Here is a 21,112-nt window from a genome sequence, read left to right as displayed (position 1 = left end):
CGCATCGACGCCTTGCGCGGGCTTGGGAATGAAGCCCGCCGCCTCGCCGAATCCCCTTCTTTTTAGCTGATCTGGCGGCCTTGCCGCCGCGGCGCATCGCGTCCGCCTGCATCCGCTCCGCCCCTTCGCGGGCGCTATTCGGCCTTCCGTAAAGGTTATTTGCACCACAGTGCTGCGAATTTGCGGGCAGGATTTCGTTTTTCTTAATAAAATGTACCAACTGGTTAATCTAGCACAAGGCTTGACGGTTGCGCCCCATTACAAATGGTCGCAGGTCAGCCGACTGCGAGGCGAGCCTTTAGCCTCCATTCGAGAACGAAACGATGTCGAAGCAACCAACAGACTCAGATAAACAGATTCCAAAGGCCGCGCGTGTCGGCCTGACCCTGGTAGGGGCCGTCGGCCTGCTGCTGGGCCTTTATTTCCTCATTGGCGGCGGCATGCTGATCGCCCGTGGCGGCAGCTGGTATTACCTGCTGGCCGGCCTCGCGCTGTGCGCCACCGGCGTGCAGTTCGTACGCCGCCGCTCGAACGCCTTCACGATTTTCCTCGTCTTCCTGATCGCCACGGCGCTGTGGGCCGTGTGGGAAGTGGGCTTCGACTTCTGGCAGCTCAACGCGCGTATCTTCATGTTCTCGATGATCGGCATGCTGCTCGCGCTGTTCATCCCGCTGCTGCGCAAGAGCGAAGGCAAGGCTCCGGCCTGCCGCGCGGCCTTCGGCATCGCCGCTGTGCTGGCGCTCTTCAACGCCGCGTTCGTGTACGGCATGTTCGTGCCGCACGGCAAGTTCGGCACCGAAACCACGACGCCGATCGCCGGCGCCGCTGGCATGGGCGACTGGACTGCATACGGCCACTCGGCCGGCGGCGACCGCTTCGCAGGCGCTGCGCAGATCAACCGCGACAACGTGAAGGATCTCCAGGTCGCCTGGACGTTCCACACCGGCGACACGCCGCTCAGCCCGGACGGCGGCGGCTCGGAAGACCAGGAAACGCCGCTCCAGGTGGGCAAGACGCTGTTCCTGTGCTCGCCGCACAACACCGTGATCGCCGTCGATGCCGCCAGCGGCACCGAAAAATGGCGCCACGCATTCCCGACCAAAACCACGGTCTGGGTACGTTGCCGCGGCCTCGCCTACTTCGACAGCACCAAGCCGCTCGTGCAGCCCACGGTGACCGGTTCGACGCCGGTTTCGGCGATCGAAGCGTCGGGTGACCCCGCCGCCTGCCGCCGCCGTATCTACATGAACACGATCGATGCGAAGCTGGTCGCGCTCGACGCCGACAACGGCAAGCTCTGCGACGACTTCGGCGATCACGGCATCATCGACCTGAAGGCAGGCCTCGGCAGCGCCAAGAGCCCGCTGTATCAGCTGACTTCGGCGCCGACCGTCGCGGGTACGACCGTGGTGGTGGGCGGGCGCGTCGCCGACAACGTCGCGCTCGACATGCCTGGCGGCGTGATCCGCGGCTTCGACGTGATGAGCGGCAAGATGAAGTGGGCGTTCGATCCGGGCAATCCGGACGATCACGCGGCACCGGCTCCCGGCAAGATCTTTACGCGTTCGACGCCGAACGTGTGGGCGCCGATGACCTACGACGCGACCTCGAACACCGTCTACATGCCGGTCGGCAACGCCGCGATCGACCTGTGGGGCGTCAAGCGCACCGACCTCGACGAGAAGTACGGCGGCTCGATCCTCGCGCTCGACGCCACCACCGGCGCCGAAAAATGGCACTTCCAGACCGTCCACCACGACCTCTGGGACTACGACGTGCCGATGCAGCCGACGCTGATCGACTTCCCGATGGATGACGGCAAGAAGGTGCCGGCGCTGATCATCGGTACGAAGATGGGCCAGCTGTTCGTGCTCGACCGCCTGACCGGCAAGCCGCTCACCAAGGTGATCGAGCAACCCGTCAAGCCCTCGAAGATCTTCAACGAGCCGTACGCGAAGACGCAGCCGGTTTCCGTGGGCATGCCGCAGATCGGCGCTGAAGTGCTCAAGGACGCCGACATGTGGGGCGTCACGCCGATCGACCAGCTGATGTGCCGCATCACCTTCCGCGGCCTGCGCTACGACGGCCTGTTCACCGCGCCGGGCACGGATTACGCACTGAGCTTCCCGGGTTCGCTCGGCGGCATGAACTGGGGCGGTCTGTCGTACGACCCGAACGCCGGCATGATCTACGTGAACGACATGCGTCTGGGCCTGTGGGTCCATCTGGTGAAGGAAAAGCAGCGCGGCGGCACCTCGGACGGTAACGAAGCCGTCAACGCGGGCATGGGCGCCGTGCCGCTCGGCGGCACGCCGTACTCGGTGACGAAGGACCGCTTCTTCTCGCCGCTGGGCATTCCGTGCCAGAAGCCGCCGTTCGGCAGCCTCACGGCGATCGACCTGAAGACGCGCAGCGTGGCGTGGCAAGTGCCGCTCGGCACGGTCAAGGACACGCGCCTCTACGGCGTGCAGATGCACATGCCCACGCCGATCGGCATGCCGACCATCGGCGGTTCGCTGACGACCGGCGGCGGTCTGGTGTTCTTCGCCGCGACCCAGGATTACTACCTGCGCGCGTTCGACAGCTCGACCGGCAAGGAAGTCTGGAAGGCCCGTCTGCCGGTGGGCAGCCAGGGCACGCCGATGAGCTACACGATCGACGGCAAGCAGTACATCGTGATTTCGGCAGGCGGCGCACGCCAGTCGCCGGATCGCGGCGACTACGTGATCGCTTACGCCCTGCCGCAGACGCACTAAGCCATCACGCCGGAACAGATTGATTTCCGGCCCGCAGGGGCGCGTACCATACGCGCCCCTGCTGCTTTATCAGCATCGCAATTTTTAACTACTCAGTTCAAATAATTCTTCAGAATCCGGAATCGCCGGCCGCGCGGCCGACATCATCCGGGTCGATATCAGGGTTGACGATGAAATCAGAACACTTTTTCTGGGGCGGTTCGCTGCTCGTGTGCGCCGCCGCCATCTCCCAGCCAGTCATGGCGCAGAACAGCCTGACGCTGTACGGCAACGTAGACGAAGCCATCACCTACGCGAACAACCAGGGCGGCCACTCGAACGTGTACATGCGCAACGGCAATCTGTACGCATCGAAGTTCGGCTTCAAGGGCTCGGAGCAGCTCAGCTCGACGCTCAACGCGATTTTCGATCTGCAGGAAGGCTTCGACCCGGGCACCGGCGCGCAGCAGTCGGCCGGTCTCGCGTTCAACCGCTATGCGTTCGTGGGTCTGCAGGACAGCCGTCTGGGCACGCTGACGATGGGCCGCCAGTACACGCCGTACTATCTGCTCGCCGGCACGCTCGGCCCGGTCACCTACCTGACCGGCGCAACCGGCGCGCATCCGGGCGATATCGACGGTTTCGATACCGACATCCGCGCGAATAGTTCGGTTACCTACACATCGCCTTCGATCCATGGCGTGCGCGGCAGCGTGCAATATGGTTTTGGCGGCGTGGCTGGCAGCATGAAAAGCGGCAGCATGTTCAGCGCGGCACTGCGTTACGATGGCGGCCCGCTTTCGGTTGGCCTCGGCTATCTGCGCATGGACAACACGGAATACACGGGCGGCTTCGATCCCAGCGCGAGCGCCACATTCCCGCATTCGACCATCAATACCGGTTATCTGTCGGCGCGCACGGTTCAGCACGCGGCGGCGCTGGCCACGTACACGTACGGCAATCTGCTGTTCGGCGTGAACTATTCGAACGTGGTGTATCGTCCGGGCGGCCATTCGCTCTTCACCGATACCGCCGTGTTCAACACCTACGGTGCGCTGGTGAGCTACCACGTGAGCACGCCGATCGAAGTGTCGGGCGGCTATAGCTACACGCGCGCGTCCACGGCGAACGGCATTCACGATGCCGCGCGCTATCAGCAGGTTTCGCTGCGCGAGATGTATCACCTCTCGAAGCGCACGACGCTGTACACCATTCAGGCCTATCAGCACGCTTCGGGCCAGACGCTGGGCGCGAATGGCGCGGGCGATCTCGTCGATGCCGTGGCGATGGTCGGCGACTCGCAGAACACCTCGGCGTCGTCGACGGGCAATCAGTTCGTCGCCATGTTCGGTATCGCGATCGCGTTCTAAGCCACGCGTTTTACGGTTTCAGGCAACACGCAAAAGTTTGGGCAGCGATTTCGCTGCCCTTTTTTTATGCCGTCGATAAAGCATCAGGTCTTGTGATGGAGCTTGAGGCAATCGGCGCCGTAATCGGCGGTCAGGGATTTTTGCGCGGCTTGCAGGTCGCTCGGGTAGACGCCGTTGTCGTCGCCGGGGTTATAGCCGCGCGCTTCGAGTTCGGCCAGTTCGCCCATCAATTGCGCATGCGTGACCTTACCGGCCGCGACGTGCTTGAACGGGTAATCGGCGCATTGTTGCGGAGTCAGGCGTGGCCCGGCGAAAGCGGCCAGACTCACGGTTGCTGCGGCCAGCGCAGCCAGGTATCGCAGAGACGCATGCATGTGGGCCATCCGATAGGGTTTTCGGGTTCGAAACGATGTGCGGACAGCTTAGGGGACGGCGAGTATGGCAACATCATCGGCCAGATGTAAGTTTTTTTAATTGGCGCGATTTGCGGCGTTTTAGCGCGGCCACGGTTGTTTTTGCAGCCGCGATGGCGTGATTTCAGCGCCTGACGCGCACGCGCGGATCGCACCAACGGCATGAAGCCGCGAGCTTGTTTATGCTGGGCGCCATGCGAGCGAACCGTCATTGACCAACCACCATGCCGATCTATCTCACTTCGACCGAGGCGGCCACGCGCCTGGGCGTCTCGCGCCAGACGCTCTACGCTTACGTGAGCCGTGGCCTGCTGCGCGCCGAAAGCGATCCGGCCTCGCGCGAGAGCCGTTATCTCGCGGCTGAAGTCGAGCGCCTCGCCGCCGAACGTGCGCGTGGACGCAATCCGAAAGAAGTGGCGCGCGCGGCGCTGGACTGGGGCGCGCCGGTGCTCGAATCGGGCATCACGCTGATCGAAGACGGGCGGCTATCGTATCGTGGCGTCGATGCGCTCGATCTGGCGAAACAGGCCAGTCTCGAAGACATCGCCGCGCTGCTCTGGCAATGCGATAAAAACAGCGCCTTCGTGTCCCACGCGCCGCAAGCGCCCGATATCTTCAACACCCTGCTCGACCACTATCGCGGCCAACACGCGGAACAGGCGCTGCTGCCGCTCTTTGCGGTGGCGAGCGAAGACGCGCCCACGGCCATCGGCCAGCGCAACGCGGCGAGCGAGATGCAAGGCTGCGGCGATCTCGTGCGCCTGCTGGCCGCCTGCCTGCTGCGCACCGCACCCGATACCGCGCCGATCCACGAACAATGCGCTCGCGCCTGGGGCGTCGGCGAAGCGGGCGCGGAATTGATCCGCATGGCGCTGGTGCTGTGCGCCGATCACGAACTGAACGCCTCGAGTTTTACCGCGCGCTGCATCGCATCGACGGACGCCAGTCTGCGCTCGGTGGTCATCGGCGGACTCGCGGGATTGTCGGGCGGCCGCCATGGCGCCACGACGGCGCGCGGCGAAGCGCTGTGGGACGAACTCGGCGATATCGATCCCGAAACGCGCCTGCACGCCCGCCTCGCACGCGGCGACGACCTGCCCGGCTTCGGCCACCCGCTTTATCCCGATGGCGATGTGCGCGCCGCCTGCCTGCTCGCGCGCGTGCTGCCGGATCATCCGCAATGGAAAACGCTGATGGACCTGGGCAGTACGTTGATCGGTGCGCAACCGTCGCTCGATCTCGCGCTGGTTGCCGTGCGGCGGCATTTAGGGCTGCCCGTGGGTGCCGCGTTCGGGCTGTTTGCGCTGGGCCGCTCGGTGGGCTGGATCGCGCACGCGCTGGAGCAGCGCGAAAATCCGCATCTGATCCGCCCGCGTGCGGTTTATACGGGCAGCCGCCCGGCCGCAAGCGATAAGCAAAGCAATCCAGCAAACGCACGCAAACCCGCACCCAAACGCACACGCACAGGCACACGCAGCGGCAAAACCGAAGCCGACACCCAACCCGGCCCCGACATGTTCACCACCCTCTTCAAGATCATCTAGCTTTCGATCCGCTGAAACGGCCGTTTCATTTTTCGTACGGGTTTTCGTGCGCGTTCCTGACGATTTCCCGGCAAATATTGCGGCAAACGAAATAGAGTGTTTCGAGCGGCCTTTTTCAGCGCTTTGCACGGTTTTTCAGGGCCGATCGTGCGCGCCGCGACGTCGTGCCGCGCGCAAATTTGATACGATACGCGCGAGGAGAATTGCGGCGCATAGCGTGTCGGGCGTGCAGTTCATTCCGCCTGCCCGCATGAGCCTCTCGTTCCCCCTTTGTCCGGTGTGTCCGCGTAGTTTTGACCGAGTCAGTGCTTTGCCGGACGTCCGCCTGCCCATCCATTTTTTCAAGGAGTTCCGCCATGTGGACCAAGCCCGCTTACACCGACCTGCGTTTCGGTTTTGAAATCACGATGTACATTTCGAACCGCTAAGCACAGCGTCAGCAGTATCTGAGTAGCCCCGGCCTGCCGGGGCTATTTCTCTTGAGCGGATACCCTCTGGCCTTCCGCAGTCTTTCTCAGCAAGCATGCATATTCACATTCTCGGCTCCGCAGCCGGCGGCGGCTTTCCTCAGTGGAACTGCAATTGCGCGAACTGCGCGGGCTTCCGTAACGGCCGCCTCAACGCGAAGGCGCGCACGCAGTCGTCGATCGCCGTTTCCGACGATGGCGAATCCTGGGTTCTCTGCAACGCATCGCCCGATATCCGCGCCCAACTGCAGGCTTTTGCGCCGATGCAACCGGGCCGCGCACTGCGCGACACCGGCATCGCGGCCATCGTGCTGATGGACAGCCAGATCGACCACACGACCGGCCTGCTGAGCCTGCGCGAAGGATGCCCGCACGAAGTCTGGTGCACCGACATGGTCCACGAAGACCTCAACACCGGCTTCCCGCTGTTCCCCATGCTCACGCACTGGAACGGCGGCCTGCGCTGGAACCCGATCATTTCGGGCGCAGCCTTCACCATTCCGCCCTGCCCGAATCTGCGCTTCACGCCGTTTGCGCTGCGCAGCGCGGCGCCGCCTTATTCGCCGCATCGGCATGATCCGCATCCGGGCGACAATATCGGCCTCGTGATCGAGGACACGCGCACGGGCGGCAAGCTGTTCTACGCGCCGGGTCTGGGCGAAGTCGACGAAGCGCTGCTCGCGCGCATGCACGAAGCCGATTGCCTGCTGGTGGACGGCACGCTCTGGCACGACGACGAAATGCAGCGCCGCGGCGTAGGCACGCGCACGGGCCGGCAAATGGGCCACCTCGCGCAGAGCGGCCCCGGCGGCATGCTCGAAGTACTCGAGCAATTCCCGCGCGCGCGCAAGATTCTCACGCACATCAACAACACGAATCCGATCCTCGACGAAGACTCGCCGGAGCGCGCCGAACTCGCGCGCCGCAATGTCGAAGTCGCCTTCGACGGCATGAGCATCGATCTGTAACACCGGCATGGCGCGCGGGCGACAACCCCGCTTGCTGCGCGCCGCCTTTGCATCACGCTGCTGAAGCGATCCTTGCAGCAGCTTTCATTGGAATTGGACCGAAACATGAGCCAGCCCGCCCTCACTCCCGAGCAATTCGAACAGGCCTTGCGCGCCAAAGGCGCGTTCTATCACATTCACCACCCGTATCACGTGGCGATGTACGAAGGCCGCGCGACCCGCGAACAGATTCAGGGGTGGGTCGCGAACCGCTTCTACTACCAGGTCAACATTCCGATGAAGGACGCGGCGATTCTCGCCAACTGTCCCGATCGCGAAGTGCGCCGCCTGTGGATTCAGCGTCTGCTCGATCACGATGGCGCGCCGGGCGAAGATGGCGGTATCGAAGCGTGGCTGCGTCTTGGCGAAGCCGTTGGCCTCGATCCCGATCAACTGCGCTCGCAGGAACTGGTGTTGCCGGGCGTGCGCTTTGCAGTCGACGCTTACGTGAATTTCGCGCGCCGCGCGAGCTGGCAGGAAGCCGCGAGTAGTTCGCTCACCGAATTATTTGCGCCGCAAATCCATCAATCGCGTCTGGATACCTGGCCTACGCACTATCCGTGGATCGACCCGCGCGGTTATGAATATTTCCGCTCGCGTCTGGGCCAGGCGCGCCGCGATGTCGAACACGGCCTGCAGATCACGCTGCAGCACTACACGACGTATGAAAGCCAGCAGCGCATGCTGGAGATTCTGCAATTCAAGCTCGACATTCTCTGGACCATGCTCGATGCGATGACGATGGCTTACGATCTGAACCGTCCGCCGTATCATACGGTCACGAACGAACGCGTCTGGCACAAGGGGATCGTACTGTGAGCACTTTCGACCGCAATCTCAAGCCCGTCTGGCGGCGTGGCTATCGCTTCCAGTTCGAACCGGCGCAGAACGCCCACGTTCTGCTCTATCCTGAAGGCATGATCAAGCTGAACGACAGCGCCGCGGCGATTGGCGGTCTGATCGATGGCACGCGAACGGTCGCTGCGATCGTCGCGCATCTGGACACGCAATTCCCGGGCGTGCCCGAACTGGGCGAAGACGTCGAGCAATTCATGCTGGTCGCCCGCGAAAAGCACTGGATCGATCTTGTCTGACGAAAGCCTCACTGCCGCCCCTCAACCTGCCGTAGGCCTGCCCTTGTGGCTGCTCGCGGAGGTGACGTACCGTTGCCCGCTGCAATGTCCGTACTGCTCCAACCCGCTCGACTTCGCGCGCCAGGGCGAAGAACTGACCACGGAGCAATGGATTCGCGTGATGACCGAAGCGCGCCAGATGGGCGCCGCGCAGATCGGCTTCTCCGGCGGCGAGCCGCTGGTGCGCAAGGATCTGGCGGACCTTATCGCCGAAGCGCGCAAGCTCGGTTATTACACCAACCTGATCACCTCGGGCATTGGTCTGAACGAGCAGAAGCTCGCCGATTTCCAGCGCGCCGGCCTCGATCACATCCAGATCAGCTTCCAGTCGAGCGACGAGGAAGTGAACAACATGCTCGCCGGTTCGGGCAAGGCGTTCGCGCAGAAACTCGCGATGGCGCGCGCCGTGAAGGCGCATGGCTATCCGATGGTGCTGAACTTCGTCACGCATCGCTACAACATCGACGATATCGACCGCATTATCGAGTTGTGCATTGCGCTCGAAGCGGATTTCGTCGAACTGGCCACCTGTCAGTTCTACGGCTGGGCCAAGCTCAACCGCGCGATGCTGCTGCCCACCCGCGAGCAGCTCGAACGCGCCGAACGCATCACCAACGAATATCGCGAGAAACTGGAAGCCAGCGGCAACCCGTGCAAGCTGATCTTCGTGACGCCAGACTATTACGAAGAACGCCCGAAGGCCTGTATGGGCGGCTGGGGCAGCATCTTCCTGACGGTCACGCCGGACGGCACGGCACTGCCCTGCCACGGCGCGCGCATGCTGCCGATCGAATTCCCCAACGTGCGCGATCACGACCTGCGCCACATCTGGTACGAATCGTTTGGCTTCAATCGTTTCCGCGGCAATAGCTGGATGCCCGAGCCGTGCCGCTCGTGCGACGAGAAAGAGAAAGACTTCGGCGGCTGCCGCTGCCAGGCCTTCATGCTGACCGGCGATGCGGCGAATACGGACCCGGTTTGCAGCAAGTCGTCCGAGCATCGCATCATCGTGCAGGCCCGCAGCGAAGCCGCGCAACCCGTGCAACCGATCCAGCAACTCATCTTCCGCAATGACAGGAACTCCCGCGAACTCAGCAAACCCTGAGCGCGTCAGCGCCGAACAGGCCGTTGCCGCCGGCAAGGATTTCGGCGAACTGGCGGCATCGGCGCGCGGCGTCTTCTGGACCGCCTACGATCCCGCCGATGCCGCCACGCGCCTGTGGCACTGGCGCAGCGGATCGCCCGCACGATGCCTCACGCCCGATGGCTTCAGCGTGCGCGGGCGCGTTTATGAATACGGTGGCGGGTCGTTCTGCATTGCTGAGGATGCCGTAGTATTTGCGAACGAAAAAGATCAGCAGCTTTATCGCCAGACGATCGACGGCGAACCGGCTCCCGTGGCGCTCACACAGCCCGGCCTGCGTTACGGCGATCTGCGCTTTAATGCAGGCGCGGTGCTGGCCGTGGAAGAAGACGGCGGCACGCATCGGCTCGTGTCGATTGCACTGGCTGATGGCGCGCGCACGGTCCTCGCCGAAGGTGCCGATTTTTACGCCGCGCCCTGCCTGCGCGCCGACGGCGCACGCCTCGCGTGGATCGAATGGCAACGCCCGCATCAACCCTGGACCGCCACACAACTGCGCAGCCGCGAACGCGATGCGCACGGCGCGTGGTCGCCCGCCCGCACGATCGCCGGCGCGGATATCGAAGACGCCCTGCAGCAGCCGCAATTCGACGCGAACGGCACGCTCTATTGCCTGAGCGATCGCGGCGGCTTCTGGCAGCCGTGGCGCGAGCAGGACGGCACGCTTCAGGCATTGCCCGCCGCACCGGCCGATCACGCATCGGCGCCCTGGCAACTGGGCGGACGTAGCTGGATCGCGCTCGACGATGGATCGAGCCTCGCCGCGTGGACGGACGACGGCTGGGGCATCCTCGGCCATCGCAGCGCCGCTGGCGTATTGCACACGCTCGCTCCCGAATACAGCCGCTTTCGCAACCTCGCAGCGGACGACGCGCACTTCTACTGCCTCGCGGCCTCGCCAGGCTGCCCCGCCGCCGTGCTGGCGATCCGGCGCGACGATTACCGCGTGCAGGTCCTCGCCGATGTATCGCCGATGATGCCGCCCGAGCGTATTCCCGTGCCCGAGCGACTGCGTTTCGCGAGCGGCGACAGCGAATCGCACGCCTACTTCTACGCGCCCGAAGCGATCGGCAATGAAGCAGGCGCGCCGCCCGTGGTCGTTTTTATTCACGGCGGCCCGACTTCGGCCTGCTATCCGGTCTTCGACCCGCGCATTCCGTACTGGACGCAGCGCGGTTTCGCCGTCGTCAACCTCAACTATCGCGGCAGCACCGGCTACGGACGCGCGTATCGCCAGGCGCTGCATGAAAGCTGGGGCGTCGTGGATGTCGACGACGCCTGCAACGTGGTCGCGCATCTGGCCGCGCAGCAGCGCATCGACCCCGCACGCGCCTTCATTCGCGGCAGCAGCGCGGGCGGCTACACGACGCTTTGCGCGCTCGCCTTCCGCGAGATATTCCGCGGCGGCGCGAGCCTGTACGGCGTGAGCGATCCGCTCACCTTGGGCCAGCACACGCACAAGTTCGAAGCCGATTATCTCGACTGGCTGATCGGCGATGCCGTGGCCGACGCCGAACGTTATCGCGCCCGCACGCCGCTATGGCACGCGGACCGCATTCGCGTGCCCGTGGCTTTCTTCCAGGGCGAACTGGACGCGGTGGTCACGCCCGACCAGACGCGCAGCATGGTGAGCGCCTTGCAGGCCAACGGCGTTGCAACCGAAGCCCATTATTACGCCGATGAACGCCACGGCTTTCGCAAGGCAGTGAATCAGGCGCATGCGCTGCAAGCGGAATACGCCTTCTATTGCGGGATTCTTGGGCAAGCGGCGCTGTGATGTCATGCCCAAAACCGTGCACACCCGCTAACCAATCTGGTGCATGACAAAACGCATTGACACGCGCGGCGAAAGATTCGCCGCGCATCGTTGCACGCAAAACGTTTGCGATCGTTCGTAATCGCTTGCGCACGCAACAATCGAAGGGAAATCGACAGGCCCGAACCTTGCATGCTGCACCGTCATGTTCACACTCATGTAACGGAACTCTGCATGTCGAATCCGCAAGCCATTGTCGATCTCACCCACGAAGTCAAACGCCTCGCCACCAGCAAGATCAGCGACATCAACGATATCAACCGCGAGACCACCTTTCTCGCGCTGAACGCATTGATCGAAGCGGCGCGCGCCGGCGATGCGGGCAAAGGCTTCGCCGTGGTCGCGAACCAGGTCAAGCACGTATCGCGACGCATCTCCGAGATCACGACGGCCCTGAACAAGGATCTCGCCGGCTCGCTTTCCACGCTCACGCAACTGGGCGACAGCATGATCGACCGTCTGCGCTCGCACGACGGCCAGCGTTGCGCCGATCTCGCACTCAACATGATCGACGTGATCGACCGCAATCTCTATGAGCGGTCCTGCGATGTGCGCTGGTGGGCGACGGATTCGGCGGTGGTGGAATGTCTCGCGGCGCGCGACAGTGCCGATGCCGCGGCCACGGCCGCCCACGCCGCCGAGCGCCTGGCGGTGATTCTGGACAGTTACACGGTGTACCGCGACCTCTGGGTCGTCGACGAACACGGCGCGGTGATCGCCAGCGGACGCCACGCGCAATATCCCGTGCGCGGCCAGCAGGTGGGCGAAACCGAGTGGTTTAAAGCGGCGATGAAAACGAAATCGGGCGCGGACTATGTCGCCACCGATGTCGAAACGCTTGCCCCGCTGCGCAATGCCCAGGTGGCCACTTATGCCACGGCCATTCGCGAAGGCGGCCGCGCCAATGGCCGCGTGCTGGGCGTGCTCGTGATCTTCTTCGACTGGGCGCCGCAGGCGGGTGCGGTCGTCAAGGGCGTGCGTTTGAGCGAGGAAGAATGGAGCCGCACGCGCTGCATGATCGTCGATTCTTCGTTCCGTGTGATTGCCGCCTCCGACGATAAAGGCATTTTCACCGAACGCTTTCGCCTTCAGGTCGAGGGCAAAAAGACGGGCTACTATCAGGCGCTCGATGGCACCGTAGTGTCTTTTGCGGCCACGCCAGGCTATGAGACGTATCGCGGCCTGGGCTGGTATGGCGTGATCTGCCAGAAGCCCTTGCTGCACGATTAAAGGGTTAAACGATTAAAGCGCGCCTGGTGTCATTGGCCGCCGCAGGAAAGATCGCCTTCCTTGCAATGCAGTTGCGCGTCCAGGCGTTTCGTCTGCTCCTGAGTCAGTTCGTCGATGCACAGGCCGTACATCGACGCATTGATACTGCCGCCGCTCGTGCCCATCGTGCTGAAACTGCATTGCGCGTCGCGCCATGTCAGCCAGGCGCGTTGGGCCTTGCGCAAGCGCGCACCGCCGTCTTTACCCACTTTCGCGAGCAATGCGCGATACGTCTCATTGAGGTGTTGATCGGAAGCCTTCATGGTGCGGCCGACGCATTCATCCATCGCCCGCTGCGTGGGCGCATTATTTAAACACTCGGGCTGGGCGGCCAGGCACGGCAATGCAACGGCCAGCAGCACAACACTCGCACAAAGCACGTTAAGACGCATGGAAGCGGCACTCCGCATCGATCAGGGTGCCACGACTATGCCATCATTAAAGAAACATTAGTAGTCCGGCGTATGCCTGATCTCATCGGGCAGGACATCGCTATCGGGGCGCAGGGCTTCGTCACCATCGGCAGACGCGCGTTCACCCATGCCGTGACTGTCCGTATCGCTTTTCGCTTCGTCTTCGCCGGTTTCCAGTGCGTGATTGTCGATATCGGAATCGCGGTCGAATTCATGGCGCTTCGCGCCCACCGTATCGCTACCGGAATCGGATGAATCGCCTGGACCTAGCGCTTCGGCGTCATGGCCCGGCGGCAAGGGTTGTGCCGATTCGGCGTCGTTATCGGGATCGAGTGTGCTGGTCATGATGGGCTCCTGCATAACCGTGCTGCGTTGCAAAATCCGCGCGCCCGGGGCGCGCATCCACTCGTTCCTTGCGCAGTCGCCGTGCCTTGCCCCCACACGCGCCGAAATCCATTGTCAAGGCACGCCGCTTGCTGCTCACCATGAGCTTTTGCTCATCGTCGAGACCTGTCCTCAATCGAGCGCCCATGAAATCGATCCCTTTTCCGGCTGCATCGTGTGCATTCGTGCGCGCCTGCGGAAGCACTCATGGCTGAGCAGCGCGACGCAGCCGGCGGCATCCGCGCATGGTCGCGCGCGCATCGCGGCAAACCGCGTCGTGGCGCAAAAGACAACGACAAGAACGGTAAAACCGCCCGCAAACGCCCCGGCAAAAAGCCGCTCATCATCCTCGGCCTGATCGTGCTGATCATTGCGGTGGGCGCATTCGTCTGGTGGTTCGCCACGCGCAACGAAGTCAGCACCGACGATGCCTACACCGACGGCAACGCCATCACCATCGCGCCCAAGGTCTCTGGCTACGTCACGCAACTCAATATCAACGACAACGTGTTCGTCCACAAAGGCGATCTGATGGTCGAAATCGACCGCCGCGACTATCAGGCACAAGTCGATCAGGCCAACGCCCAACTGGGCCTCGCCAAAGCGCAGTTGCTGGCCGCGCAGGCGCAGCTCGATATCGCGCGTGTGCAATATCCGGCGCAGTACGAACAGGCGCGTGCGCAGATCGAAACGGCCAATGCCAACTTCGCGCGCGCCCAGGCCGATTACGCGCGTCAGCATGGCGTCGATCCGCGCGCCACCACGCAGCAGAACATCGACACCGCCACCGCCCAGCAACGCAGCTCGCACGCCGACGTGCTGAGCGCGCAAGCCCAACTGCGAACCGCGAGCCTCGTGCCGCAGCAGATCCGCCAGTCGGTGGCTGCCGTCGAGCAGCGCCGCCAGCAGGTTGCGCAGGCCCAGGCGCAACTGGAGACCGCACAACTCAATCTGGCGTGGTGCGATCTGCGCGCGCCATCGGACGGCTGGATCACGCGCCGCAACGTGCAGTTCGGCAGCTTCCTGCAGGCGGGCACCTCGCTCTTTTCGATCGTCACGCCGCAGGCGTGGATCACCGCGAATTTCAAGGAATCGCAGCTCACGCACATGCGCCCCGGCGACAAGGTGAAAATCAGCATCGACGCTTATCCGCAGCTCGATCTGCGCGGCCACGTGGACAGCATCCAGCTGGGCAGCGGCTCGCGTTTTTCGGCATTTCCCGCTGAAAACGCCACCGGCAATTTCGTCAAGATCGTGCAGCGCGTGCCGGTCAAGATCGTGATCGACGCGGGCCTGCCAGCCAACCGGCCCTTGCCGCTGGGCATTTCGGTGGTGCCCACGGTATATCTGACGCACTGAGCGCGGCGATGAGCGACGCAAAGCAGCCACAACATCACTGGCGTCCCGCAGGCAATCCGTGGCTGATTGCCATCGCCGTCACGCTCGCGGCCTTCATGGAAGTGCTCGATACGACCATCGTGAACGTCGCGCTGCCGCATATCGCGGGCACTATGTCCGCAAGCTACGACGAAGCCACCTGGGTGCTCACCTCGTATCTGGTCGCCAACGGCATCGTGCTGCCGATATCGGCGTTCTTTGGCCGCGTGCTCGGGCGCAAGCGCTACTTTCTGCTGTGTATCGTTGCGTTCACAATCTGTTCGTTCCTGTGTGGCGTGGCAACGAGTCTTGCCCAGCTTGTGATTTTTCGCCTGCTGCAAGGCTTTTTCGGCGGCGGTCTGCAGCCGAACCAGCAGTCGATCATTCTCGATACCTTCGATCCCAGCCAGCGCGGCCGCGCGTTTTCGATTTCGGCCATCGCGATCGTGGTCGCGCCGATCATGGGCCCCACGCTAGGCGGATGGATCACCGATCATTTTTCGTGGCGCTGGGTGTTCCTGCTCAACGTGCCCGTGGGCGTGCTCACAACTTTCGCGGTGATGCAACTTGTCGAAGATCCGCCGTGGATCGTGCGCGAAACAAGGCAGCGCATGAACTGGCGCAAGGTCGATTTTCCTGGCATCGCGCTGATCGCGGTGGGACTCGGTTGCCTTCAGGTGATGCTCGATCGCGGCGAAGACGACGACTGGTTTTCCTCGCCCTTTATCGTGACCTTCGCGGTGCTGGCCGCGCTGGGCATGGTGGGCGCGGTGTTCCGCCTGCTCTATGCGAAGCATCCGGTCGTGGACCTGCGCTGCCTGCGCGACCGCAATTTCGCGCTCGGCTGCGTGATGATCGGCGGCTTTGCCACCGTGCTTTACGGCAGCGCCGTGATCGTGCCGCAACTCGCACAGCAGCAGTTGGGTTATACGGCCACGCTCGCGGGCCTCGTGCTCTCGCCAGGCGCGCTGCTGGTGACGATGGAAATCCCCATCATCAGCAAACTGATGCCTTATGTGCAGACGCGCCTCATCATCATGACCGGCTTTATTCTGCTGGCCGTCGCATTGATTTATGCACGCATTCTCACGCCCAATGTCGACTATATGACGCTGGTAAAACTGCGCAGCGCGCAGTCGATGGCGATTGGCTTCCTGTTCGTGCCGGTAACCACACTCGCCTACCTCACCGTGCCCAGAGCGCTGAACAACGATGCCTCCGCGCTCTTTACGATGTTCCGCAACGTGGCCGGTTCGATTGGCATTTCGGTTTCGACGGCGCTGATCCGGGAGCGCTCGCAGGCGTGGATGGCACATCTTTCCGGCCATATGTCGCCGTTCTCGCAGAACTATCAGGACACGCTCGCGCGCAATGCGCAGACCGTGATGGACAGCACCGGCGTGCCGCTTGCGCAGGCGTTGCAAACGGCCACTGGGCACTTGTACGAAACCTTTGTTTCGCAGGCGACAATTCTCGCCTATATCGACGTGTTCGGAATACTCGCGGTTTATTGCGCGATCTTTGCGCCATTCGCGCTGCTGTTTTCGCCCGTGAAGGCTTCGGGCGGAGCGGGAGGGCATTGAAATGCGCCTGGTACTCCGTATCATTTCGATGAACATACTTGCAGCCGCTATGTCTGCCTGCACCGTTGGGCCGGATTTCAAACCGCCTGAGGCAAACGCGCCTGCCAGCTGGAACGCTCTGCAAACGCAGCCCGCGGATACGCAAGCCAGCTCGAATCCCTCCGTCGAATCGGACCCCGACCCGCGCTGGTGGCAAAGCTTCCACGATCCCGTTATGGATACGCTGATCGCGCGCGCCGTGCATGGCAATCCCGATCTGCGCATTGCCGTCGTGCGTATCGCCGAGGCCCGCGCGCAGACTCAGCAAGCCGCCTCGCAAGGGCTGCCCAATGTGCGCGCGAGCGCGAGCTACGAGCGCGAACAACTCGGCGCCAAAGGCATTCTCGAATCGGCGGGCGTCTATAACAAGGTCGATTCGCTCGGCGCGCCGGATTCGCCGATCAATACGCTCGCGCCGGGCGCGGGCGCCGCTGTCGAACGCGGCGCGCAAGGCGCACTCGACGAACTCACCAAGCCAATCAGTCTCTGGCAGGCGGGCTTCGACGCTTCATGGGAACTCGACCTGTTCGGCCGCGTGCGCCGCTCGGTCGAAGCCGCAAACGCGCAAACCGACGCCGCCATCGAATCGCAACACGACGCACAAGTCTCGCTCGAAGCCGAAGTCGCCGAAACCTATTTGCAGTTGCGCGGCGCGCAGATGTTGCGCGCCACCGCCGTCGCGCTGATCGAGCAGCAGCACGAAGTCGTCGAACTTGCGCAAAATGCCGCGAAACACGGGCTCGAAAGCCAGCTCGATGTCGAACGTTCGCAGGCGCAGCGCGCGCAGACCGAAGCGTTGCTGCCGCAATACGACCAGCAGATCGCGCAGGCGCTCAACGCGCTCGCCGTGCTAACGGGCCAGATGCCGGGCGCGCTGGACGCCGAGCTATCGCCAGCGGGCGCATTGCCCGGTACGCCGCCCAGCGTGCCGGTCGGCCTGCCCGCGACGCTCGCGCGGCGCCGCCCCGATATTCGCCGCGCCGAAGCGTCCTTGCACGCGGCCACCGCGAATGTGGGCGTGGCGGTCGCGCAGTTCTACCCCGATATCTCGCTCTCCGCGCAGGCGGGCACGCGCGCAACCACACCGCGCGATCTCGCGCACTGGGCGAGCCTGTTCTGGTCGTGGGGGCCGAGTGTATCGCTGCCGATCTTCCAGGGCGGCGCGCTGGTGTCGAATCTGCGGCTCTCGAAGCTTCAGGAGCAGGAAGCCGCGCTCGACTATCGCAAGACCGTGCTAGGCGCGTTGCGTGACGTGAACAATGCGCTGGTGGTCTATCGCACCGATCAGGCACGCCTGAATTCGCTGGACGAAAGCGTCGCGGATCAGCAACGCGCGTATGGGCTCGCGCGCGACAGTTATCGCAAGGGCATCGTGTCGTTCATCAACGTGCTCGATGCTGAGCGTCAGGTGAGCACGGCACAGCAAAGCGCCCAGCAACAAAAGCTGCAGGTCTGCACGGATCTGGTGTCGCTTTACAAGGCGCTGGGCGGCGGTTGGGACGATGCGGGCCCGCTCGCCTCGTCCGCCGCTTCCGGCGCTTCCGCCGCTGCTTCGCATTGAAGCGCCGCAGCATGCGCACGCCATCAAGCATCGATCAATCTGGCCGCGCGCCGTTGACACCGCTTGCGTTCACGCTTCAAAACGCCGAGCGATTGATCGGCGCTCGCATCGTCCTTGAAAATCTCCCGATGGTCTTGCACCAGCCGCTCGACGGTGACCGCATCATTCAGGTTTCCGAATCGTTTCTGCAAACGCTTCAGCGGCTTCAATCGTTTTGTATCGCGACGCGACAGCATCGGCGCGAGAAACTCCAGCGTATAACGGAGTTTCTTGGCCGCCTTGCGGACGTCGTGCCACGCGGCGTAATCGCCTTTTTCAGCCTTGCTGGCGCGGCGCACACGCTTTTTCAGGCCGCGGCGGGCGTCACGCACGCGCTCGCTGGCAAGAAGCTCGATCGACGTGCGCCGCCGCGCCGTGTTGAGCGCGTGATTGACCTTGTGCAGCATCTCGCGCAGTGCGTGATGCAGATCGGCGGCGCTCAGTGTCTCGCAAGCGCTTTCGAATGCGCTGCTACGCGCCGCGTTCAAACGCGCGCGGTCGACGTCGAGATTAGCCAGGCGCTCTGCCACGATATCCCAGTCCCGCGCCGCGCCCGCCGCTGCGCCCACGCGCTTGAGGTAGCCGCGTTCGAGCGCCGCCATCTCGCGCGCAAGCAGCGGCTGCCAGATCCAGAGCAAGGTGCGCAACCGCCGCAAGGCCACCCGCAGCTTGTGCAGATTTTCCGCGCCACGCTCCAGATGCGCGCCGCGTTGCAACGCTTCTTCCACGAGCGGCTTCGCGTAACTGGCGAAGCGCGCCTGCGCGTCGTGCCGGGGTGGGATCTTCTTGCGCTTATCGGGCTTCATGGTCGTCTCCTTGCGTGCCGCCGTGCGCGGCTTGCGCGCATGGCGCGTGCCTTGCCGCACTCACAAAGCCACCTGCACGCCCAGTTCGACCACATGTTCGGCCTGCAAGCCGTAATACTCCGCACTCGACGAAGCATGCAGCGACATGAACGCAAACAGCCGCGCGCGCCACGCGCTCATGCCGTGTACCGCGTGCCCGTGCAGCACTTCATCGCGCGGCAGATAGAACGTCGTGTGCGCGGGATCGAAACGCCAATTGTCCAGACGATTAGCCCGACGATCGCCCAGCATCGCCAGCAGATTCGGCAGATTGGGCCGCTCGACAAAGCCGTGATGCGCGATCACCTCGTAACAGCCGCCGCCCAGCTCGCGCACTTCGATACGCGTTTTATCGTCGGCTTGCGGTGCGGATTCGGAGACATTCGCGAACACGATGGTCGTCGCGTGCAGCACGTGGTTATGGCGCACATTGCTCGCGAGCGCGGCCGGCACGCGACCCGGCACATTGCCCGGATAAACCGCCGTGCCGGGCACGCGCGCGATATCGCCGCGACACGCCTCGCGCAGGAAGCCGTCGAGCGATTCGCCCTTGGCGGCATGACGCGCGGCGAGTTCGCGGCCACGGTTCCATGTCGTCATCGTCAGACACAGCAAGATGCCGATCAATACCGGGAACCAGCCGCCGGTCGGAATCTTGGGCACGTTCGCCGCCAGCAGCAGGCCGTCGATCAGCAGCAACGGCACGCACACCAGCGCCGTGACAATACGCGGCCAGCCCCAGACCGTGCGGCACACGGCCAGCATCTGCAGCGACGTGGTGAGCATCGTGAGCGCCACCGCCAGCCCATACGCGGAAGTCAGCCGCGCCGAGCTGCGGAAGAACAGCACGAGAAACAGCACGGCCACCAGCAGCGTGAAGTTCACGGCAGGCACATAAACCTGACCACGCCGCACACGCGAGGTCTCGACCGTGCGCATGCGCGGCAGAAAGCCAAGCTCGATGGCCTGGCTCGTCATCGAAAAAGCCCCGGAAATCACGGCCTGCGAGGCGATCACGGTCGCCAGCATGGCGATGCCCACGGCAGGCACCAGCGCCCAATGCGGCACCGAGCGGAAGAACGGCTGATCCGCGCCCTGTGGATCGGAGAGGATCGTCGCGGCCTGGCCGAAATAGCCCAGCACGATGGCGGGCAGCACGACCGCGAAAAACGCCAGACGAATGGCGCGCTTGCCGAAGTGGCCGATATCGGCGTAAAGCGCTTCGGCGCCCGTCAACGCGAGGATCACGGCGGCCAGCACGGTGAAGGCCATGCCCGGATGCGATACCGCCAGATCGAGCGCCCAAAGCGGCGAAGCCGCCTCCAGCACGCGCGGATACAGCGCAATACGATAGATGCCCACGGCAGCGAGGCTCAGGAACCAGAGCGCCATGACCGGCCCGAACGTGCGCCCCACCACATCGCTGCCGCGCCGCTGAAACATAAACAGCGCGACCAGAATCGCCAGCGAAACTGGCAGCACCGCCGCGCCGAAACGCGGGTCGATTTCGTGCAGCCCTTCCACAGCGGACAAAACGGAAATCGCGGGCGTAATCATCGAATCGCCGTAGAACATTGCGGCGCCTGCGAGGCCCGCCAGCAGCAAGACGCGCGGCGCGCGGCGTCCCGCGCGCGCGGAGCCGGCGCGCACCAGCGCAGTCAGCGCGACGATGCCGCCTTCGCCCTCGTTATCGGCGCGCATGACGAAACACGCGTACTTGAGCACGACCACCACCGCCACGGCCCAGAGAATCATCGAGAGCACGCCCATGACCACGGGTTCGGCGCGCGAGTGCGCCGTGAGCACGGCTTCGCGCAGCGCGTAGATCGGGCTCGTGCCGATATCGCCGAACACCACGCCCAATGCGCCGATCGCCAGCGCACTGCGGCCCGGCTTCGCGGTATCGGAGGCAGCGGCTTTATCGTCGCCCGCGCTTTTTGCCTGCAATGCGGACGAAACTCGTGGCGAAACTC

18 protein-coding genes are annotated in these 21,112 nt (G+C 63.7%); 13 read left to right on the top strand and 5 right to left on the bottom strand.

Annotation, left to right across the window (positions count from 1 at the left end; genetic code table 11):
• The first annotated feature begins 323 nt into the window (after positions 1-323).
• A complete protein-coding gene (locus G3N59_RS01925; RefSeq protein ID WP_205980805.1) occupies positions 324-2,756 on the top strand; it encodes a membrane-bound PQQ-dependent dehydrogenase, glucose/quinate/shikimate family in 2,433 nt (810 codons plus the stop codon).
• Positions 2,757-2,926: 170 nt separating this feature from the next.
• Entirely contained in the window at positions 2,927-4,105 is a 1,179-nt protein-coding gene (locus G3N59_RS01920; protein ID WP_205980803.1) for a porin, read from the top strand.
• Between the two features lie 83 nt (positions 4,106-4,188).
• On the opposite strand, the gene G3N59_RS01915 is transcribed toward G3N59_RS01920, so the two are convergent.
• Positions 4,189-4,479 (bottom strand): DUF4148 domain-containing protein, encoded by a 291-nt coding sequence (locus G3N59_RS01915; protein ID WP_205980802.1) that lies wholly within the window; start codon positions 4,477-4,479, stop codon positions 4,189-4,191.
• 263 nt (positions 4,480-4,742) lie between these two features.
• Between G3N59_RS01915 and G3N59_RS01910 the strand changes: the two genes are divergently transcribed.
• From G3N59_RS01910 to G3N59_RS01875, 8 genes are all read left to right on the top strand, one after another.
• Entirely contained in the window at positions 4,743-6,062 is a 1,320-nt protein-coding gene (locus G3N59_RS01910; protein ID WP_205980801.1) for a citrate synthase family protein, read from the top strand.
• A 356-nt stretch (positions 6,063-6,418) separates the two neighbouring features.
• Positions 6,419-6,490: a pyrroloquinoline quinone precursor peptide PqqA gene (gene pqqA / locus G3N59_RS01905; RefSeq protein WP_084162062.1), complete on the top strand. Its 72-nt coding sequence runs from the start codon at positions 6,419-6,421 to the stop codon at positions 6,488-6,490.
• A gap of 95 nt (positions 6,491-6,585) precedes the next feature.
• Positions 6,586-7,497, top strand: a complete 912-nt coding sequence (gene pqqB / locus G3N59_RS01900; RefSeq protein WP_205980800.1) for a pyrroloquinoline quinone biosynthesis protein PqqB — start codon at positions 6,586-6,588, stop codon at positions 7,495-7,497.
• Between the two features lie 105 nt (positions 7,498-7,602).
• Positions 7,603-8,355, top strand: coding sequence for a pyrroloquinoline-quinone synthase PqqC (gene pqqC / locus G3N59_RS01895; protein WP_205980799.1), 753 nt, complete (start codon positions 7,603-7,605; stop codon positions 8,353-8,355).
• On the top strand, positions 8,352-8,630 hold the full coding sequence (gene pqqD, locus G3N59_RS01890; RefSeq protein ID WP_205980798.1) for a pyrroloquinoline quinone biosynthesis peptide chaperone PqqD: 279 nt from the start codon (positions 8,352-8,354) through the stop codon (positions 8,628-8,630). Before pqqC ends, pqqD begins: the two co-directional genes overlap by 4 nt.
• The gene (gene pqqE / locus G3N59_RS01885; RefSeq protein ID WP_241023118.1) at positions 8,623-9,774 is read left to right on the top strand and encodes a pyrroloquinoline quinone biosynthesis protein PqqE; all 1,152 of its coding nucleotides are present in this window, start codon (positions 8,623-8,625) and stop codon (positions 9,772-9,774) included. The genes pqqD and pqqE overlap by 8 nt, the downstream gene beginning before the upstream one ends.
• Positions 9,740-11,590: a prolyl oligopeptidase family serine peptidase gene (locus tag G3N59_RS01880; protein ID WP_205980797.1), complete on the top strand. Its 1,851-nt coding sequence runs from the start codon at positions 9,740-9,742 to the stop codon at positions 11,588-11,590. Before pqqE ends, G3N59_RS01880 begins: the two co-directional genes overlap by 35 nt.
• Before the next feature lie 213 nt (positions 11,591-11,803).
• Positions 11,804-12,859, top strand: a complete 1,056-nt coding sequence (locus G3N59_RS01875; protein ID WP_205980796.1) for a methyl-accepting chemotaxis protein — start codon at positions 11,804-11,806, stop codon at positions 12,857-12,859.
• A gap of 29 nt (positions 12,860-12,888) precedes the next feature.
• Here G3N59_RS01875 and G3N59_RS01870 read toward each other — a convergent pair whose 3' ends face one another.
• Together G3N59_RS01870 and G3N59_RS01865 are read right to left on the bottom strand one after the other, a co-directional pair.
• Complete coding sequence (locus G3N59_RS01870) at positions 12,889-13,290, bottom strand: lysozyme inhibitor LprI family protein (RefSeq protein WP_205980795.1); 402 nt, start codon at positions 13,288-13,290, stop codon at positions 12,889-12,891.
• A gap of 57 nt (positions 13,291-13,347) precedes the next feature.
• Positions 13,348-13,656 (bottom strand): chemotaxis protein, encoded by a 309-nt coding sequence (locus G3N59_RS01865; protein ID WP_205980793.1) that lies wholly within the window; start codon positions 13,654-13,656, stop codon positions 13,348-13,350.
• A 246-nt stretch (positions 13,657-13,902) separates the two neighbouring features.
• Between G3N59_RS01865 and G3N59_RS01860 the strand changes: the two genes are divergently transcribed.
• The 3 genes from G3N59_RS01860 to G3N59_RS01850 are packed head-to-tail and all read left to right on the top strand — an operon-like array spanning position 13,903 to position 18,255.
• Positions 13,903-15,054 (top strand): HlyD family secretion protein, encoded by a 1,152-nt coding sequence (locus G3N59_RS01860; protein ID WP_205980792.1) that lies wholly within the window; start codon positions 13,903-13,905, stop codon positions 15,052-15,054.
• Positions 15,055-15,062: 8 nt separating this feature from the next.
• Positions 15,063-16,655 (top strand): DHA2 family efflux MFS transporter permease subunit, encoded by a 1,593-nt coding sequence (locus tag G3N59_RS01855; protein ID WP_205980791.1) that lies wholly within the window; start codon positions 15,063-15,065, stop codon positions 16,653-16,655.
• A 1-nt stretch (position 16,656) separates the two neighbouring features.
• Positions 16,657-18,255: an efflux transporter outer membrane subunit gene (locus G3N59_RS01850; RefSeq protein WP_205980784.1), complete on the top strand. Its 1,599-nt coding sequence runs from the start codon at positions 16,657-16,659 to the stop codon at positions 18,253-18,255.
• Between the two features lie 23 nt (positions 18,256-18,278).
• Here G3N59_RS01850 and G3N59_RS01845 read toward each other — a convergent pair whose 3' ends face one another.
• A complete protein-coding gene (locus G3N59_RS01845) occupies positions 18,279-19,100 on the bottom strand; it encodes a CHAD domain-containing protein (RefSeq protein WP_205980783.1) in 822 nt (273 codons plus the stop codon).
• Positions 19,101-19,160: 60 nt separating this feature from the next.
• The gene (locus tag G3N59_RS01840) at positions 19,161-21,086 is read right to left on the bottom strand and encodes a KUP/HAK/KT family potassium transporter (RefSeq protein WP_241023117.1); all 1,926 of its coding nucleotides are present in this window, start codon (positions 21,084-21,086) and stop codon (positions 19,161-19,163) included.
• Positions 21,087-21,112: the final 26 nt, after the last annotated feature.

The sequence above is a fragment of the Paraburkholderia sp. Ac-20340 genome (assembly GCF_017104965.1).
Lineage (GTDB): Bacteria > Pseudomonadota > Gammaproteobacteria > Burkholderiales > Burkholderiaceae > Paraburkholderia.
Note: the sequence above shows the minus strand (reverse complement) of the source record. Positions and strands in the feature narration are given on the sequence as shown.

Excerpts from the sequence above, each read along its gene's own strand:
- G3N59_RS01925 (WP_205980805.1), top strand. The coding sequence starts at position 324 with ATGTCGAAGCAACCAACAGACTCAGATAAACAGATTCCAAAGGCCGCG.
- G3N59_RS01920 (WP_205980803.1), top strand. The coding sequence starts at position 2,927 with ATGAAATCAGAACACTTTTTCTGGGGCGGTTCGCTGCTCGTGTGCGCC.
- G3N59_RS01915 (WP_205980802.1), bottom strand. The coding sequence starts at position 4,479 with ATGCATGCGTCTCTGCGATACCTGGCTGCGCTGGCCGCAGCAACCGTG.
- G3N59_RS01910 (WP_205980801.1), top strand. The coding sequence starts at position 4,743 with ATGCCGATCTATCTCACTTCGACCGAGGCGGCCACGCGCCTGGGCGTC.
- pqqB (WP_205980800.1), top strand. The coding sequence starts at position 6,586 with ATGCATATTCACATTCTCGGCTCCGCAGCCGGCGGCGGCTTTCCTCAG.
- pqqC (WP_205980799.1), top strand. The coding sequence starts at position 7,603 with ATGAGCCAGCCCGCCCTCACTCCCGAGCAATTCGAACAGGCCTTGCGC.
- G3N59_RS01880 (WP_205980797.1), top strand. The coding sequence starts at position 9,740 with ATGACAGGAACTCCCGCGAACTCAGCAAACCCTGAGCGCGTCAGCGCC.
- G3N59_RS01875 (WP_205980796.1), top strand. The coding sequence starts at position 11,804 with ATGTCGAATCCGCAAGCCATTGTCGATCTCACCCACGAAGTCAAACGC.
- G3N59_RS01870 (WP_205980795.1), bottom strand. The coding sequence starts at position 13,290 with ATGCGTCTTAACGTGCTTTGTGCGAGTGTTGTGCTGCTGGCCGTTGCA.
- G3N59_RS01865 (WP_205980793.1), bottom strand. The coding sequence starts at position 13,656 with ATGACCAGCACACTCGATCCCGATAACGACGCCGAATCGGCACAACCC.
- G3N59_RS01860 (WP_205980792.1), top strand. The coding sequence starts at position 13,903 with ATGGCTGAGCAGCGCGACGCAGCCGGCGGCATCCGCGCATGGTCGCGC.
- G3N59_RS01855 (WP_205980791.1), top strand. The coding sequence starts at position 15,063 with ATGAGCGACGCAAAGCAGCCACAACATCACTGGCGTCCCGCAGGCAAT.
- G3N59_RS01850 (WP_205980784.1), top strand. The coding sequence starts at position 16,657 with ATGCGCCTGGTACTCCGTATCATTTCGATGAACATACTTGCAGCCGCT.
- G3N59_RS01845 (WP_205980783.1), bottom strand. The coding sequence starts at position 19,100 with ATGAAGCCCGATAAGCGCAAGAAGATCCCACCCCGGCACGACGCGCAG.